The organism is Bradyrhizobium sp. USDA 3256 (genome assembly GCF_054058275.1).
Window position 1 is genome coordinate 728,777 of record NZ_JBSSAE010000002.1, and the last position, 14,977, is coordinate 743,753.

12 protein-coding genes and 1 riboswitch are annotated in these 14,977 nt (G+C 60.1%); of the genes, 10 read left to right on the top strand and 2 right to left on the bottom strand.

Going from position 1 to position 14,977, the window contains the following annotated elements; all coding sequences use genetic code 11:
* Positions 1-194: 194 nt before the first annotated feature.
* Both ACVWY5_RS05120 and ACVWY5_RS05125 read right to left on the bottom strand, forming a co-directional pair.
* On the bottom strand, positions 195-1,883 hold the full coding sequence (locus tag ACVWY5_RS05120; RefSeq protein ID WP_028352306.1) for an HrpF/NolX family T3SS translocon protein: 1,689 nt from the start codon (positions 1,881-1,883) through the stop codon (positions 195-197).
* A 1,389-nt stretch (positions 1,884-3,272) separates the two neighbouring features.
* On the bottom strand, positions 3,273-3,947 hold the full coding sequence (locus tag ACVWY5_RS05125) for a secretin N-terminal domain-containing protein (RefSeq protein ID WP_051376288.1): 675 nt from the start codon (positions 3,945-3,947) through the stop codon (positions 3,273-3,275).
* Between the two features lie 228 nt (positions 3,948-4,175).
* Here ACVWY5_RS05125 and ACVWY5_RS05130 point away from each other — a divergent pair, with 228 nt between their 5' ends.
* The 10 genes from ACVWY5_RS05130 to ACVWY5_RS05175 all read left to right on the top strand — a co-directional run bounded on the left by ACVWY5_RS05130 (position 4,176) and on the right by ACVWY5_RS05175 (position 14,967).
* Entirely contained in the window at positions 4,176-4,685 is a 510-nt protein-coding gene (locus tag ACVWY5_RS05130; RefSeq protein ID WP_160321708.1) for a nodulation protein NolB, read from the top strand.
* A 189-nt stretch (positions 4,686-4,874) separates the two neighbouring features.
* Positions 4,875-5,828: a class I SAM-dependent methyltransferase gene (locus ACVWY5_RS05135; RefSeq protein ID WP_321177042.1), complete on the top strand. Its 954-nt coding sequence runs from the start codon at positions 4,875-4,877 to the stop codon at positions 5,826-5,828.
* Positions 5,829-6,239: 411 nt separating this feature from the next.
* Positions 6,240-6,455: riboswitch (cobalamin riboswitch) on the top strand.
* A gap of 210 nt (positions 6,456-6,665) precedes the next feature.
* Positions 6,666-8,498: a ribonucleoside-diphosphate reductase subunit alpha gene (locus ACVWY5_RS05140; RefSeq protein WP_321177026.1), complete on the top strand. Its 1,833-nt coding sequence runs from the start codon at positions 6,666-6,668 to the stop codon at positions 8,496-8,498.
* Entirely contained in the window at positions 8,489-9,562 is a 1,074-nt protein-coding gene (locus ACVWY5_RS05145) for a ribonucleotide-diphosphate reductase subunit beta (protein WP_028336676.1), read from the top strand. Before ACVWY5_RS05140 ends, ACVWY5_RS05145 begins: the two co-directional genes overlap by 10 nt.
* Before the next feature lie 894 nt (positions 9,563-10,456).
* A complete protein-coding gene (locus ACVWY5_RS05150; protein WP_028336675.1) occupies positions 10,457-10,963 on the top strand; it encodes a nodulation protein NolB in 507 nt (168 codons plus the stop codon).
* Between the two features lie 9 nt (positions 10,964-10,972).
* Positions 10,973-11,839 carry a type III secretion system inner membrane ring lipoprotein SctJ gene (gene sctJ, locus ACVWY5_RS05155; RefSeq protein ID WP_028336674.1) on the top strand — a complete coding sequence of 289 codons (867 nt, stop codon included), beginning with the start codon at positions 10,973-10,975 and terminating at the stop codon, positions 11,837-11,839.
* Positions 11,840-11,850: 11 nt separating this feature from the next.
* Positions 11,851-12,483: a nodulation protein NolU gene (locus ACVWY5_RS05160; protein ID WP_080667207.1), complete on the top strand. Its 633-nt coding sequence runs from the start codon at positions 11,851-11,853 to the stop codon at positions 12,481-12,483.
* Positions 12,480-13,103 (top strand): type III secretion system stator protein SctL, encoded by a 624-nt coding sequence (gene sctL / locus ACVWY5_RS05165; protein WP_028336673.1) that lies wholly within the window; start codon positions 12,480-12,482, stop codon positions 13,101-13,103. The genes ACVWY5_RS05160 and sctL overlap by 4 nt, the downstream gene beginning before the upstream one ends.
* Positions 13,100-14,455, top strand: coding sequence for a type III secretion system ATPase SctN (gene sctN / locus ACVWY5_RS05170; protein ID WP_028336672.1), 1,356 nt, complete (start codon positions 13,100-13,102; stop codon positions 14,453-14,455). The genes sctL and sctN overlap by 4 nt, the downstream gene beginning before the upstream one ends.
* Complete coding sequence (locus ACVWY5_RS05175) at positions 14,431-14,967, top strand: hypothetical protein (RefSeq protein ID WP_080667206.1); 537 nt, start codon at positions 14,431-14,433, stop codon at positions 14,965-14,967. The genes sctN and ACVWY5_RS05175 overlap by 25 nt, the downstream gene beginning before the upstream one ends.
* Positions 14,968-14,977 lie beyond the last annotated feature (10 nt).

Here is a 14,977-nt window from a genome sequence, read left to right on the forward strand (position 1 = left end):
TGTGAGAATGCCCGTCGGGCGCTCGAGACAGCCGACAAATGCGCCGGTTTAGCGAGCGACAAAATACGCTCGTCGCTGTAAGCATCGAATATGCTGGCGGAGCTTGCGGGACCTGCGCGGCGCGGGCGACCTAACTGCGCCGTGGCCTCGCAAGCTAACCTTTGTTCCAGCTTTATTCTGTGTCGATAGCGCCGCTAAGCGTAGGCACCTGCAGCTTGCGTGCGCTCAGATTCAATCCGTACCTTCAGGTTATTCAGATAGTCCTCCGCGTAGGACTGAGCCATTGACACCGGCAGGTTGATGCCGGCCGTCGCAGCTTCTTGAATTGCCTGCTTCACCAAGCCTTCCCGAATCGCTATCTTGACCTCGGGGCCGGCGATGCAGCCCACGGCCTGCGCCGCAAGACTGAGCCCGGCTTCCTCCAGCGCCTTCTTTATGTTGCCGCCGCTGATCGCGGTGTGCAGAAGATTTGCAGCTTGCGCCTCGGCCTCGATCACCATTGAAGCAAGATCGGCCAGTTCGCCCAGCCCTGGAATGAAGCCGAGTACACCAACGGCCGTCGCTGTCCAGTCGAGCACCTTCGAGCCTACCTTGAGCACGTCATCAAGTGCGTGCATGAGAGCGCCGCCGTTCTTCTTGGGAGACTTGATGTCGGGCTGGTCCGCCACGCCAATCATCATGTCCGCGGTGGCTTCCTGTTCGGCCGGCGTTCGAGCGGCATGCGTCTTCAGTTGCGGAGCGGCGCGGTTCGCGCCAGACATGTTGTTGAAGAACTGGTTGAAATCGTTTCTGCTGATGTTTCCGGAATCAACCGTATGGCCGCCGCCGAAGTCGAAAAACTTGTGGTGGGTTTTGTAGCCGGTAATCGCGTTATTCATCAACCCGAACAGCACAGGATCCGAGAGCAGCTGGGAGGCCGCTTGTCGTACCTCGGGAGAAAGGCTCTTGTCGTCCACCATACTCACGAGCGTTTCCCGGGTCAGAACGCCATTTCCAAAGAAAGCGTCCTGGTTCTTGTTGATCGTGTTTAGTGTACCCAGCTCGGGGCGAGTGAGACTCATCGATGATGAAGCGACCTGCAGAAAGTCCTCTTTGTGGACCTGATCTATCGAGCCGCCGTACAACTGCTTCCATTGATCCGGGTGGTCGAGAAAATATTGAGCCGCCGCGAGGACCTGTGGGGGGCATTTGCCAATGTCGGCGTTGCCGTCCACGATGTGCCTGAAATCCGCAAGGCTCAAGTTCTTGGGCAGGTTATCGGAATAGCGGTAGAGTTCGCGCAGGGCGTCGGTCAGGGTCATGACCGATGGCTCACCATTCCCGGTCCCGTCGGATGGTATGTAGTTCTGCTCGTAGGTCTGCGCCCGCTGCTCCTGGAACGTGGCAACTTGGGGGTGGTGATCGGAAAAGCCGCAGAGATCGCCCGCTTTGATTTTGCCGCCACAGCGGCCGTCGCCTTGCGAACCGATCGCATAGAAGAGCTCCGGGTCCTGTTGCAGTGCCTCGATCGCCGCCTTTAGATCCGGCGGTGTCGAGGGATCGTTGGCCAAATCTCCCAAAGACTTCCAATCAAGCGGGCATTTGTCCTTGTGGCGGTTCAGCACAGAGACAATATGCAGTTCCGCATTAGTCAGCGTGCCACCGTTCCAGGTGATCCTTGAGCTTTGTACGGGTGCCTCCGCAATGATAGGGCTGCTCGCAGCACAGGACGGCTGTGGGTCATCCTGATATGCATTCAGTGCTGCCCTAATCTCTGGTGGCAGGATATTCCGCGTCTCCTGCGTGAGTTCCTCCGTCAGTTGCTTGGCTGCGTCTGTGGGGGCCGGCTTCTGCGGTGCGGAATGATCGTTGGTCGTGTCTTTCGACGAGAGGCTCGCCAGCATCGCCTGAAAGCTGGAAAAGTCCTGCGCCGAAGACGGCGGGGCGGGCATTCCGGGTAAAGCCACAGCTGAGTTGGCGGTTGCCGATAGGTCGACTGACATTATACGTCCTCCGATATAAGAGTGCACCACAAGACGGTCACGTAACGCGCCCCGAGACCGCGACGAACAAGGAGTGTTGATCGACAGAGTTCAACAGGTGCTGCGACTTGCATCCTGTTGCTCAGTGCGGCTCCAGCGCTCAGTTCCGCGACTATCCATGGGAACACCGCCGTCTAGATATTCACGCCGTATGGTAAGACGGACAAGCTTTCGAGAAGCTGACGGCCCATAGACGCTTTCGAGGTGATTGATGAATTGGCCTTGCCAACAAGGCCGGACGTATTTTCAATGCCGGTGCCAGATTCGTTTGGTTGCGTTCGCCTGGCCTGGTGCCATGTCGGCGGGTTAACGGCCTCACGTCTGCCTATCCGCAGCATTCGTTGATTTGATCCAACAATCTCGCAAGAGCTCCGGAGCATCTCGAGGTGGACGCTGATTTCGCAGTAGCCACCCCGCGCCTGCGCCAAAAAGTGCTGGCGCCCTCTGGAGCCGCGCATCCAGCATGGTCGGATCAGATACCGGTCGTCGACCAAGTCCTCGAAAAACTCGATCGTCAAAGGCGTTGAACGGACCCAGGTTGCTCTGACAAACGTCAAAGCCCGGACGCCCCGGCCTTTGTTCTTTTATTCGTCCTTAGCCGCCGCGATCGTTCGACCCGGCATCGAATCCATGTCCCGAGCTCAGTACGGGATAACCGTTGGATCACCCGGTGTAAGAAGGGTGGACGCAAACTGGCTCCAAGAGCGGGTCTAGCGACTTTTGAGACGAATAAGTCTTCTCCTCGCCATTCGGCCGTGTGAGGCACACCCACGATGGCGAAGGTTGTTGTCCCGAGATGCCTGCCCGACATCACATTGCAGCTTCTCAATGATGGCTCGGCGCGTGACGGCGCGGCTGCCAGCTTCGGCCAAATCAGATCCTAGTCAAATTCGTCCGCTTCATGCGGTCCCGTCAGTTTCTGCTCAAAGCTCGTTGGATTGACCGTGCATGTCGCTTATTGGCGCGTTGAAGCCCGTTTACTCCTGACAGCGGAACGTCTCTCATCCTTCGACGAATTTCATCCGCATGACGAATCTTGGAGAGCAATTCGCATCAGGAATAAATCCGCAAGCCGCAATCTAGAATGCCGCTTCCTTCTAGCTCGGACAGCTGCTGCTCGGAGCCTGTAGCGTCGTTACGATACGCGACTGCTTCGCCGTTTCAACACCGGCGCGCTCATACCGGGCAGCACCAGCTTTCTAAAAGCGGAGACGCACTGAATTTCTTCGCAAGCGACTTTTTGTGATCGAGTCATTGTCGGCCAGAGTTGGTCGCATGGACCGGGCTGTCTTGATGCGGTGCCTGCGGCGAAGCAGTGGCATCCGGTCGTCCGTCGCGAATGACCGTGCTTGAGGATCCCCGAAACAGCATCAGAACCGACTCGTGCGGCGACCTATCGACACCGGCCGTACTCTGCCGTGCCTGTGTCTCCGCCAGCAGTCCTTTCAGCGTTTGCTCCACAAGTGTGATAAATCGAGGCGGACCATAGGCGAAGACGAGACCATCTCCTGGTGCAGCTCTCACGATATAACGCTCGTCTGAGATGTTGAGTGCATCGAGTGCCGTCTTGAATGCATCGAAGCTTATCGGATTCAAGACCAGTAGTCGGCTTTGCGCCTCGTGGGCATCGGATATGTAGAGCACCAGCCCATCGTAGTACCATTGAAGGTTATAAAGATGGATCAAGCGGTCGAGAAACCCTCGCGGTGGGAGCTCCGGTATCCGCCCGCGAATCCGCCCCTTCACCTCAGTACTTACATTGACCCGGATATTCAGATTGTTGCCGAATTCCTGCAGTGCGGCCGCGAGGTCCTGATCCAGAACCGTGTAACTGTAAGGCGTCGATGGCAGCGTCAGCGGCGCGCCGAGCGTCCTGCCGACGTTCAAGCAGATGAAAACAACAGCACATAGCACTTTCTTCAAGATGACAGCCTCCGAGATCGGATGAGTATTCCTGCGATTTTTTCACGACAGGATCGACACCAAAATTCGTTCCAAATTTGGAGATCGATGCTTCTTCCTAAATGGAAGCCAACCGTGATCATCAGGTGACGAACGCTCGTCAGGTTTCGGTCAGCTCGCTTCTCTAGGGTACTGGCCCATTCGCGCTCACGAAGCTGCCAATCTCATCACGTGACAAAAGCGGTCCTTCTCATGTTGCCTGCCGTTGCCTTGATCGCTCTCAACCCGGCCGAATGTCTCTCCAGCGGCTGTTCATCGGTGCGGGACCAGTTTCATGATAGTCTTGCGCAGGCGGCTTCGAAGCAAGGTGCAGCTTCTTCGGCAGCCGATCGCCCGCCAGCTCCGGCGCTGTCGGAGGTTCAGCGTACGATCACGCCGGCGAGCCCGCTTGGCGATCGCGTCCTGCAGAATATTTCTGCAATCCACCGGCGCAAACCATCTTCTCCGGGTGCGGTTCCGCCGACGCTTGTCACTGAGCCCGCTCCTGCGAAAAGTCTTCAGCTCGGGCCGGCCGCGCAGCCGCTGTTGCGCTCGCAGCAAGTCGAGGTGTATCCGGCAGGTAAACCGGAAGGTGGGGATCATTTCGATTCGGCCTTGACGAACCTACGGGATGTTTACGATCGCGTCATTCAGGTTTCGCTCATCTCTAAGGGCGCCGGCGCCGTCAGCTCATCTCTGAACAAGCTTCTATCGGCGGGCTGAACGGGCTGATGGGTTCTTCATACAACAGCAGGATCGCTCACGGCGCGACGGCGGGACGGTGGTTTGATGCTCTTGTCCGCTCGCCGCTTCTGCTATCGCATCGGCGGATGTAAGACCGATCTATATGCCCTATATATCAAAGTGCGGGCGAGTACGAAGGCAACAGCCGTCGAGTCGCTTGCAAATGAGATGGGAGACATTGCGTTGCGGATAGAGTTTTCGCGTATCAATCGGTCTAAAGCTATATTCCACGATATTTATGCTTCGGATGATCCGAGGGCATATTTCTCGGTCCTCGGAGACTTGGATTATATGATACCGGACGTGGCTGAGCCAGTTGTACGCCAAATCCTGGCAGCGAAAGCTTCGGCAACCGGCCTTAAGCCCATCGTGCTCGATGTTGGTTGTTCATACGGCATCAACGCAGCGGTGCATCGCTTTCCGCTGACCTTCGGGGGCTTGCGTCACCGCTACGCCCGGCGTGAGATGAGAGCGATCAGTTCTGAGACACTCGTGAGTCTCGATCGCAATTTTTATGCAGCCTGGCCTGATGTCGGGTTAGCGAGCTTTATCGGCCTCGATGTGTCGGCACGGGCGGTCAGCTATGCAAAGAGTGTTGGCCTCTTGGAGCAGGGCATTGTCGCTGACCTTGAAAAGGAGACGCTATCGACCGACAGCGCGCGCATTCTCCGCTCCGTGGATGTTATCATGTCGACCGGATGCATCGGCTACGTTACCGAGAAGACGTTCAGCGAGATTCTCGATGCGACAGAGAAGCAACCATGGATCATCTCCTTCGTGCTACGAATGTTCCCATTTGAGGCGCTGGCCGCGACGTTCGCAAAGCGTGGTCTTGTGACAGAACGTCTTACCGGCGCGACGTTTATCCAGCGTCGCTTTCGCGATGCTGAAGAGTTTGAAAGTTGTTTGGCCAGCTTGGTGGCCCTTGACGTGGATGCCACCGGTCTCGAATCGGAGGGGCTGTTTCACGCTGATCTGATCTTGTCTCGCCCCGAGGCGGATGCGCGCGCCACGCCTCTGGAAGACGTTGTCACCGTCGCCAGCGGCAGGGGACGGCCGATCGGACCGCGTTACGTTCATGTTGAAAGTAAGGAGGGCTTGCAGGTCGCGCTGGAGCCGTGACAGGTTAGGGACCACTGGGCAGCGCGCGAGTCTCTTTGGCGCTGGATCAAGACGTCGAGAACGAGGCCATTCTGGTCGCCGGCGCGCCGGAGCTGATGTTGTTCGCCCGCGTGTGGATAACGACTCGTCCAGATGCCATTTGTCCCGGCGAGCGGGAGCGCTGCGCTTCAGATCGGAGAGCGCCTTGCCGAATTGCTTCTCCACTGACGCGCGGTTCGTAGGTCGCATCAATGCGACGCGCGGGCCAGAATTTCCTTGACCATGCGCAAGCTTAACGGAAACCGGACATGCCGCCAACGGCATCTCACCTGCAGCGGAAGCGACAGCGGTGATAGAGTAGGCCGGGCGGTCAGCATGGTTTTGCCTTATAAATTTTGATCTCTCCGGTTGACGAATCCCGGCGAGTGGTGCCTATGTCTAGCCAGTCACGGTCTTCCGTTCCCCACATCTTGTAGGTCGGAAGCTAAGAGGGAACCCGGTGCGCCGAAACGGCTACTCCGGGGCTGCCCCCGCAACTGTAAGCGGCGAGCGGGTGTCATCATGGCCACTGGCGCGAAACAGCGCCGGGAAGGCCGACAGCCGTAGCGACCCGCGAGCCAGGAGACCTGCCGCGACTGAACGAAAGTCCTCGGGCGGGGTGCCCCGGTGGGTCGCTTGCAGCCGGGGACATTTGCCAACTCTCCTCGCAAGTCGTCCGCGCGGGCCCCAGCGTCTAACATCGCGGGGTTGCCGATGTCGCCGTCTTACGATTTCGATCAGCATGGTCATCTCGTCGCGCCGCCGAGTGTGCGGCCGCGCCTAGCGCAGGCAAAGCCTACCGCGCCTGAGCCGTGTCTGGTGCCCCTTTCGCCATCGCCGGCTCCGCTGCCGCGGCCCCTCGCGCCATCGCCAAAGCCGGCCGACCTTACGCTCGATCCGTCGCGCGACGACCTATTGACGTCGTTCGGCAAGCTGATGTTGAGCGACCGGTATCTGCTCGCCGGCGAAACTTACCAGGACATGTTCGCGCGGGTGTCTTGCGCTTTCGCGGACGGTGTTGCGCATGCCCAACGTCTCTATGATGCGATGTCTCGGCTGTGGTTCATGCCGGCCACACCGGTGCTCTCCAACGGAGGGACCACGCGCGGCCTGCCGATCTCCTGCTTCCTCAACTCGGTGTCGGACTCGCTCGAAGGCATCGTCGGTACCTGGAACGAGAACGTCTGGCTTGCTTCCAACGGCGGCGGCATCGGCACCTACTGGGGCAATGTTCGCTCGATCGGCGAGAAAGTAAAGGGCGGGGTCACCTCAGGCATCATCCCGTTCATCCACGTCATGGACGGCCTGACGCTGGCGATTAGCCAGGGCTCGTTGCGGCGCGGCTCGGCGGCGGTCTATCTCGATATTCACCATCCCGAGATCGAGGAGTTCCTCGAGATTCGCAAGGCGTCCGGCGACTTCAACCGCAAGAGCCTCAACCTGCATCACGGCGTCAACGTCACCGATAAGTTCATGCGTGCCGTGGGCGCCGGCACCGCGTTCGCTCTGCGCAGCCCGAAGACTAACGAGGTCGTCCGCGAGATCGATGCCCGCCAGCTGTGGCAACGCATCCTTGAGAACCGGCTCCAGACCGGCGAGCCTTATCTCTTGTTCATCGACACCGTGAACCGCGCGCTCCCCAAGCATCAGCGCGAGTTGGGCCTCAAGGTCTCGACCTCCAACCTGTGCAGCGAAATTACCCTGCCGACCGGCATCGATCATCGCGACGAGGAGCGCACCGCGGTCTGCTGTCTGTCGTCGCTCAACCTCGAGACCTGGGACCAGTGGAGTGAGGAGCCCATCTTCATCGAGGATGTCATGCGCTTCCTCGACAACGTGCTCAGCCACTTCATCACGGTGGCGCCGGACGGCATGAAGCGTGCCCGCTACGCCGCCCTGCGTGAGCGCTCCGTCGGCCTCGGCGTCATGGGCTTCCACTCCTTCCTGCAGGCCAAGGGCATTCCAATGGAAAGTGTCATGGCCAAGTCTTTCAATCTGAACATGTTCCGAAAAATCCGTCGCGATGCCGACGCGGCATCCGTGACGCTCGCGCGCGAGCGTGGCCCGTGCCCGGATGCCCTGGAACGCGGCGTGATGGCGCGCTTCAGCCATAAGATTGCGATCGCGCCGACCGCCTCGATCAGCATCATCTGCGGCGGCACCAGCGCCTGCGTCGAGCCGATCCCGGCCAACATCTACACCCATAAGACGTTGTCCGGCGCCATCTCGGTGCGTAATCCGCATCTCACCAGGGTGCTGGCCGCGAAAGGCGTAGACACCTCGGCGACCTGGCATTCGATCATCGCGCACGAGGGGTCGGTCGCCCATCTCGACGTCCTGTCAGAGCACGAGAAAGCGGTCTTTCGCACCGCCTTCGAGATCGACCAGCGCTGGGTCGTCGAGCTTGCCGGCGACCGCGCCGCGTTCATCTGCCAGAGCCAGTCGATTAACCTCTATCTTCCGGCTGACGTCGACAAGTGGGATCTCCACATGCTGCACTGGACGGCCTGGAAGCACGGGGTGAAGAGCCTCTACTACTGCCGTTCAAAATCGATCTCGCGCGCGGCGTTCGCCGGCAGGATCGGCGACGGCGACAAGGCCGCGCCACCGCGGCCGCGCACCGACTATGAGGAGTGCCTCGCATGTCAGTGATCGATCTCTCGTCCGTCGATCCACGCACGCTGATCGGCAAGGGGCGCGTCGGCCTTCTCGACTCGGCCGGCAGCTATGACGTCGATCGCTACGCCTGGGCTTACGAGTTCTGGAAGCGCCAGCAGCAGACCCATTGGATGGGCGAGGAGGTGCCGCTCGGCGCCGACCTCAAGGACTGGGCGTCGGAGCGCGTCACCGCCAGCGAGCGCGCGCTGCTCACCCAGATCTTTCGTTTCTTCACTCAGTCGGACATCGAGGTCGGAGACAACTATCTCAAGCGCTACATCCCGATCTTCCAGCCGCTCACTGTTCAGATGATGATGGCGGCCTTCAGCAACATGGAGACGGTCCACATCGACGCCTATGCGCTGCTGCTCAAGACGCTCGGCATGCCCAAGACCGAGTTCGAGGCATTCCGCGGCTATGACGAGATGCGCGCCAAGGCTGACTACATGCACGAGTTCGGCGTCGATAGCGTGGCCGATGTCGCTCGGACCTTGGCGATGTTCGGCGCCTTCACCGAAGGCATGGCGTTGTTCGCGAGCTTCGCCATGCTGCTCAACTTCCCGCGCCACAACAAGATGAACGGCATGGGACAGATCGTAAGCTGGTCAGTGCGCGACGAGAGTCTGCATTGTGAGGGTATCATCAAGCTGTTTCACGAATGGCACCGCGAAACCGGCGCGGTGACGCGCGCTGTCCGTGACGACATCGTCGACGTCGCGAAGACCATGGTGAAGCTGGAGGAGAACTTCGTCGACCTCGCCTTCGGCCTCGGCAAGATCGAGGGCATGCGAGCTGAGCAGATCCACGCCTACGTCCGCTATGTCGCCGACTGGCGACTGACCCAACTGCGGATTGACCCGGTCTTCGGCTTCTTCGAAGCCAAGGAGGGCGGATTCACCCAGCTCAAGACGCATCCGCTGCCGTGGCTTGTCGAGATTCTCAATGGTGTCGAGCACGCCAATTTCTTCGAGCAGCGCGCCACGGAGTACTCCAAGGCGGCGAGCCGCGGCAGCTGGGACGGCGAAGACGGAGTGTGGGCAGCTTTCGGCCGCATGTAGGCAGCCGGAACAGCGCTTTGGTGCGTCCGCTCGTACATCCCGGGCGTTCGCGAAAGGAGGCTCCGCCGCTGCTTGCGGGGGGCGCAGCGGACATCAGTGGCATGATTTACGCCGCTCGAAATTATGATGGGTGGGCATCGGCGTTCGGCATCGATCGGCCAAATTGGAGGCGGTGAGCACCATTTAACGGTTCCACCAGTATCAGAGCTTATCACAAGGCTCTCGGCGGGATGAGCGGAGACGCGCGGTATAGGGCAACCGATCGAAGAAAACTGCGTCCGTTGACGTGCCGATGTGCAAATGCACTCAAGCCCAAGTTGCGTTCGCTTGAGGTGCAGGACGTAATCGATGTCGAGGCTGCTTGCATCGAGGCCTGCGATGCGGCTTGGGAAGGAGGGGTTGCACGCTCGCCGTTTTTTTGAGAAGGGCCGACGGAACAGCTTTACGCATCTTGGCCAAAGGCTTCGCGGCCCCGTACAAACGCAAGGCGGAGAGGCCAAAAGCGAGAAGAGGGCGGACTGGTGATCGTTCGTCAGGTTTTCGCCGTCCTTGCCGAGGCACGGGCTATGGTCGCTAGCGGGTAGTCCGATCTTCCCCAGAGTCTGCGGGTCGATCTTCAGCGGGATCTTCGGGCTAAAGGGTCGGGTCCAGCTACTCTGTGATACGAATGAAGCCCTCTTCTCCATTCGGATCTTGGGGGACAAGCATTCCCGAAGGCCTTCCGCCTGAGAATCAACCTGGAATTTCGTTCCAGCTTGGAAGTCAACGCAATCTTTAGAGGACGCAACCAGCGCAGTTTTTCGTCAGGTTTTCGTCAGCTCACCAATCTACGATCTTGATCCGTTCATCGGTCAACAACGCCTAGTCTCATCAACGAGCACAATGACTCCTTATATGATGTTAGGCGCAACGCCGATCTCTCCCAGTCCAGCCCACTGTCTTTCCAATGCCTGCTCGCCGGCGGCTCCCGGCGAGCAGGCGCGCTTTGAGCAGTCCCTTGGGCAAGTGGCCTCCAATCAGGATGCCGCCTCATCAGTTGCAGATAGAGCCGCAGTGGTTCCGACGGTATCGGAAGTGCAGCGCGCGAGCACGCTGGCGAGTCCATCGGGTGACCGCGTCCTTCAAGCCCTTTCCAGCATGTGCCACAGCCATGCCGTTGCTCCGGCGGCCGGCAGCGCGCGGTCTGCGCCGAACGGCATGCAGCCTGGACCTGCCGTGCAGCCGCTGTTGCAACCGGTCGACATCGGCGGGCATGCGGCGGTTAAGCCGGTGGATGCGGATTTCGATGCGATGGTGGTGAATCTGAGGGATGTCTACAGGGGGGGCGTTCAGGTTTCCCTCGTCTCCAAAAGCACCGGTGCCGTCAGCTCGTCATTGAACAAGCTGCTATCGGCGGGCTGAGTGAAGCTGATGACTGGTGCGATGCGCAGCGGGGGCAACGGCGGTCGTCAATCTTGGCGGCAGCTTCGCATTTGCCTTGCTCTGCCGCTTCTTCTTCCGTTGATCGGCTGCAAGGCTGATCTCTACAGCAAGATTCAGGAGCGTGAGGCCAATGAGATGCTTGCGCTTCTCTTGGGCAAGGGTATCGATGCCGTTCGTGTTGTCGCCAAGGACGGAACCAGCACGATCCAGGTCGAGGAAAGGCAGCTCGCATATTCGATCGACTTGCTAAATATTGAGGGGCTGCCGCGCCAATCTTTCAAGAATCTTGGCGAAGTGTTCAAAGGATCGGGTCTCGTTGCCTCCCCGATCGAGGAGCGCGCCCGTTACGTTTATGCGCTGAGCGAAGAATTGTCGCGCACCATTAGCGATATCGATGGCGTCCTTTCCGCCCGCGTGCACGTGGTTCTGCCGAAGAACGATCTGTTGCGGCAAGATGCGACCCCGTCTTCGGCGTCGGTTTTCATCCGGCATGGCTCGAATGCGAAGCTCTCGGCGCTGTTGCCTCAGATCAAGATGCTCGTCGCCAACAGCATCGAAGGGCTGTCTTACGACAAGGTGGCGGTGGTCTTCGTGCCGGTTGAGCGGGCTCCACTTGAGCAGCCGGCGCCGCCGGCAGCCGCTTCGGCTCAATCAGCAAAGTCGGCTTCAACTCCGTGGCTTGCGCTCGGGGTGGGGGGCGCCGGCGCCACATTCGTCATTGCATCTTATGTGTTGCTTGGCGCGCGTCTTCGTCAGTTCGGGCAATCATCGCGCAAACTGATCATGTTCGGCAGGCGTTCGAATGTGCCCGCTGTCCAGGCTGCTGGTAAAAAGATCACGTCTGATGCGGCATAGCTGGGACGCTCATGTCGGCATCAATATCACCCACCGAACCCAATCGTTCGTCCCCGCTAGCTTCCGATCGGCTGCGCAAGTTTGTTGCCGCGATCCATCCGAGCCGTTTTGCTGCGGGTCTTGATCCGCTGCTTTCGCCTTCGACATTACTCCGACTACAGCAGAGTTCCAGGCTGCAGCCAAGACTGGCCGAACTGCTGCTCGGCAGCGAAGTGGATGTGAGCGGATCTGGCTGGAATGACGACCTTCTGCTCGGACATGATCCGCGTCGGGCTGCCCTGCTCGCGGGCAGTATCTGGCATGCACGCTCCGTCCTGAAGCTGGTTTCAAAGCGCGATCTTTCGATTTTGGTCGAGATGATCGGTGCTGAAGCGCATGCATTCGCTATCCGGCAACTATCCACGGCGGTTGCAACGACGCCCGTTGCCGATCCGGAACAGTTGTCGCGACACATTGAACACGATGGACATGCCTGTCTCGGCGCCTGGCTTGACGAGGCTCCGGCGCTTGACCGTATCCGCGTGCTTCTACGTCTGCCTATTGGGACCGCCGTGGACAATCCCGCGGCTGAGCATCGCAGTGTCGCAGCTCCACTGCTTTCCCTGGTCGTTTCCCATTTGGGGATGGAGGCTGCCGCGGTATGACAGTCGACGTCCCAGCACTGCCCGTGGCGCCGCAGATCCGCCCGCTCGGCCCCCTGATTCCGGCGGCCGAGCTCAAGATCTGGCATGACGCCGTACACGCGCGGGCCACTGCCGAGCGGCATCTGCAGCGCGTTCGAAGTTGGGGGCGCAAAGCATATGAGCGCGAGCGGGCGCGCGGCCATGCTGAGGGCGTAAAGGCGGGCGCAGAGGAGATGGCGCGGTTGATTGCGCAGGCTGCTTGCGAACTCGCGCAGCGAAAGGCCGTTTTGGAACGGGAATTGCCCGAACTGGTCATTGAGATCGTGCGCGATTTGATTGGCGCCTTTGATCCGGGCGAGATGCTCGTGCGCAGTGTTCGTCATGCGATCGAGCAAAAGTACAAAAACACAGAAGTTTACCTTCACGTATCCCCCCTGAAAGCCGATCTGCTTGCCAGGGAATTCGCCGCCTATAACGGACAGGACGGTCGGCCCAAGGTCCGGATTGAGCCGGATCCGGCGCTGGCGGCGGACCAATGCGTTTTGTGGAGCGAGTTTGGCAATGTCGATCTCGGACTTGCCGCACAGCTCCGCGCGCTTCGGCTGGGGCTTGGCCTGTCTTCGCAGGAAGGTGAGCCGTGACCACGCAACGACCGACCCACGATGCCACGGCTGAAGAGGGGGCTGTCCACGCCGCACTCTCATCCTTAAGATCTTCCGCCACGCATATCGATACGCGTGCCGTCCGGGGGCGGATCACGCGGGCGATTGGCACGCTGCTCCATGCCGTCTTGCCGGAGGCCCGGGTCGGGGAACTATGCCTCTTGCGGGATCCCCGCAGCGGATGGTCGCTCGAGGCCGAGGTGATCGGTCTATTGCCGGACGGGGTGTTACTCACGCCGATCGGCGACATGGTCGGGTTGTCCAACCGGGCGGAAGTCGTCACGACCGGGCGAATGCAGGAAGTGCCAGTCGGCCCCGACTTGCTCGGCCGCGTGATCGACAGTTTCGGCCGCCCGCTCGATGGTAAGGGCCCAATCAAGGCTGGCGAGGCTCGCCCGCTGCGCGGCAGGGCCCCCAATCCCATGAAACGGCGCGATATCGAACAGCCTTTTCCGCTCGGCGTTCGTGTCTTGGATGGGCTTCTGACCTGTGGAGAAGGCCAGCGGATCGGAATCTACGGCGACGCCGGTTGCGGCAAGTCGACGCTGATGTCGCAAATCGTCAAAGGCGCAGCCGCCGACGTCACGATTGTCGCGCTGATCGGCGAACGCGGCCGAGAGGTGCGTGAATTCATCGAGCGTCATCTTGGCGAGGCGCTCCGCCGTTCAGTCGTCGTCGTTGAGACATCCGACCGTTCGGCGATGGAGCGGGCACAATGCGCCCATATGGCGACGGCGCTTGCCGAGTATTTTCGTGATCAGGGACTTCGCGTCGTCCTGATGATGGACTCTTTGACGCGCTTTAGCCGCGCGATGCGCGAAATTGGCCTTGCCGCAGGAGAGCCTCCGACCCGGCGCGGATTTCCGCCCTCCGTCTTTGCGCTACTGCCGGGCCTGTTGGAGCGCGCCGGCATGGGCGAGCATGGCTCCATCACGGCCTTCTATACCGTACTTGTCGAAGGTGATGGTACGGGCGATCCAATCGCAGAAGAATCACGCGGCATTCTTGACGGCCACATCATTCTCTCGCGCGCGCTGGCCTCGCGAGAGCATTTTCCGGCGATCGACGTGCTGTCGAGCCGAAGCCGCGTCATGGATGCGATCGTGTCTGTGCCGCATCGAAAGGGGGCGTCCGTCTTTCGTGATCTGCTCTCGCGCTACGCGGAGGCGGAGTTCTTAATCAAGGTCGGCGAATACAAGCAAGGCTCCGATCCGCTGACCGACCGGGCGATCGCCTCGATCGAGGAGTTGCGGGCGTTCCTGCGGCAGGGCCAGGACGAGTCATGCAACTTTGAGGAGACAGTCGCATGGATGTCGCGTCTGACCGCCTGAATCTCGTTCAGGTGTCGAAATTGCGGCTCGTGAAGGATATGAGAGAGCGGAGTGCCCTTCGTGAACTGTCCAGCATGGAAACCAAGCGCCGCGTCGCAGGTGAAGCCGTCGAACGAGCTTCGGAGCAGCTTGCAAATGCCGAAAGACACCGTGCAAGGGTCGAAACTGAGCTTTATCGGAAGATGTTATCGGCCGATGCGATATCCGTCAGCGAACTCGAGCGCCGCCATCATCTCATCATCGGGCGGCTCACAGAGGACATCGCGGCGGCGCAGCGGGTTCTTGACGAGGCGCGCACCGCTCAAGATCAAGCCGAGGCAGCGGTCCTTGAGGCGCGGACGCTTTGGGCCAAACGTTCGGCGGCGTGCCACAAATGGCAGGAGATCGGGCGTGACGTTGAGCGCATCACCAATGCTCATGTTGAAGCCGCGGCGGAAATCGAAGCCGATGATGAGATCTTGCTTCGCTATCGGAGCGGCGCGCCCGCCCAAAGGGGAGGCGAGCCGAGCTGATGGCCGATTC

What these genes read in the sequence shown, in the direction of transcription:
- ACVWY5_RS05120 (WP_028352306.1), bottom strand. Translation starts at nt 1,883, where the DNA reads ATGCTGGCGAGCCTCTCGTCGAAAGACACGACCAACGATCATTCCGCA.
- ACVWY5_RS05130 (WP_160321708.1), top strand. Translation starts at nt 4,176, where the DNA reads ATGTTGCCTGCCGTTGCCTTGATCGCTCTCAACCCGGCCGAATGTCTC.
- ACVWY5_RS05135 (WP_321177042.1), top strand. Translation starts at nt 4,875, where the DNA reads ATGGGAGACATTGCGTTGCGGATAGAGTTTTCGCGTATCAATCGGTCT.
- ACVWY5_RS05145 (WP_028336676.1), top strand. Translation starts at nt 8,489, where the DNA reads ATGTCAGTGATCGATCTCTCGTCCGTCGATCCACGCACGCTGATCGGC.
- ACVWY5_RS05150 (WP_028336675.1), top strand. Translation starts at nt 10,457, where the DNA reads ATGATGTTAGGCGCAACGCCGATCTCTCCCAGTCCAGCCCACTGTCTT.
- sctJ (WP_028336674.1), top strand. Translation starts at nt 10,973, where the DNA reads ATGACTGGTGCGATGCGCAGCGGGGGCAACGGCGGTCGTCAATCTTGG.
- ACVWY5_RS05160 (WP_080667207.1), top strand. Translation starts at nt 11,851, where the DNA reads ATGTCGGCATCAATATCACCCACCGAACCCAATCGTTCGTCCCCGCTA.
- sctL (WP_028336673.1), top strand. Translation starts at nt 12,480, where the DNA reads ATGACAGTCGACGTCCCAGCACTGCCCGTGGCGCCGCAGATCCGCCCG.
- ACVWY5_RS05175 (WP_080667206.1), top strand. Translation starts at nt 14,431, where the DNA reads ATGGATGTCGCGTCTGACCGCCTGAATCTCGTTCAGGTGTCGAAATTG.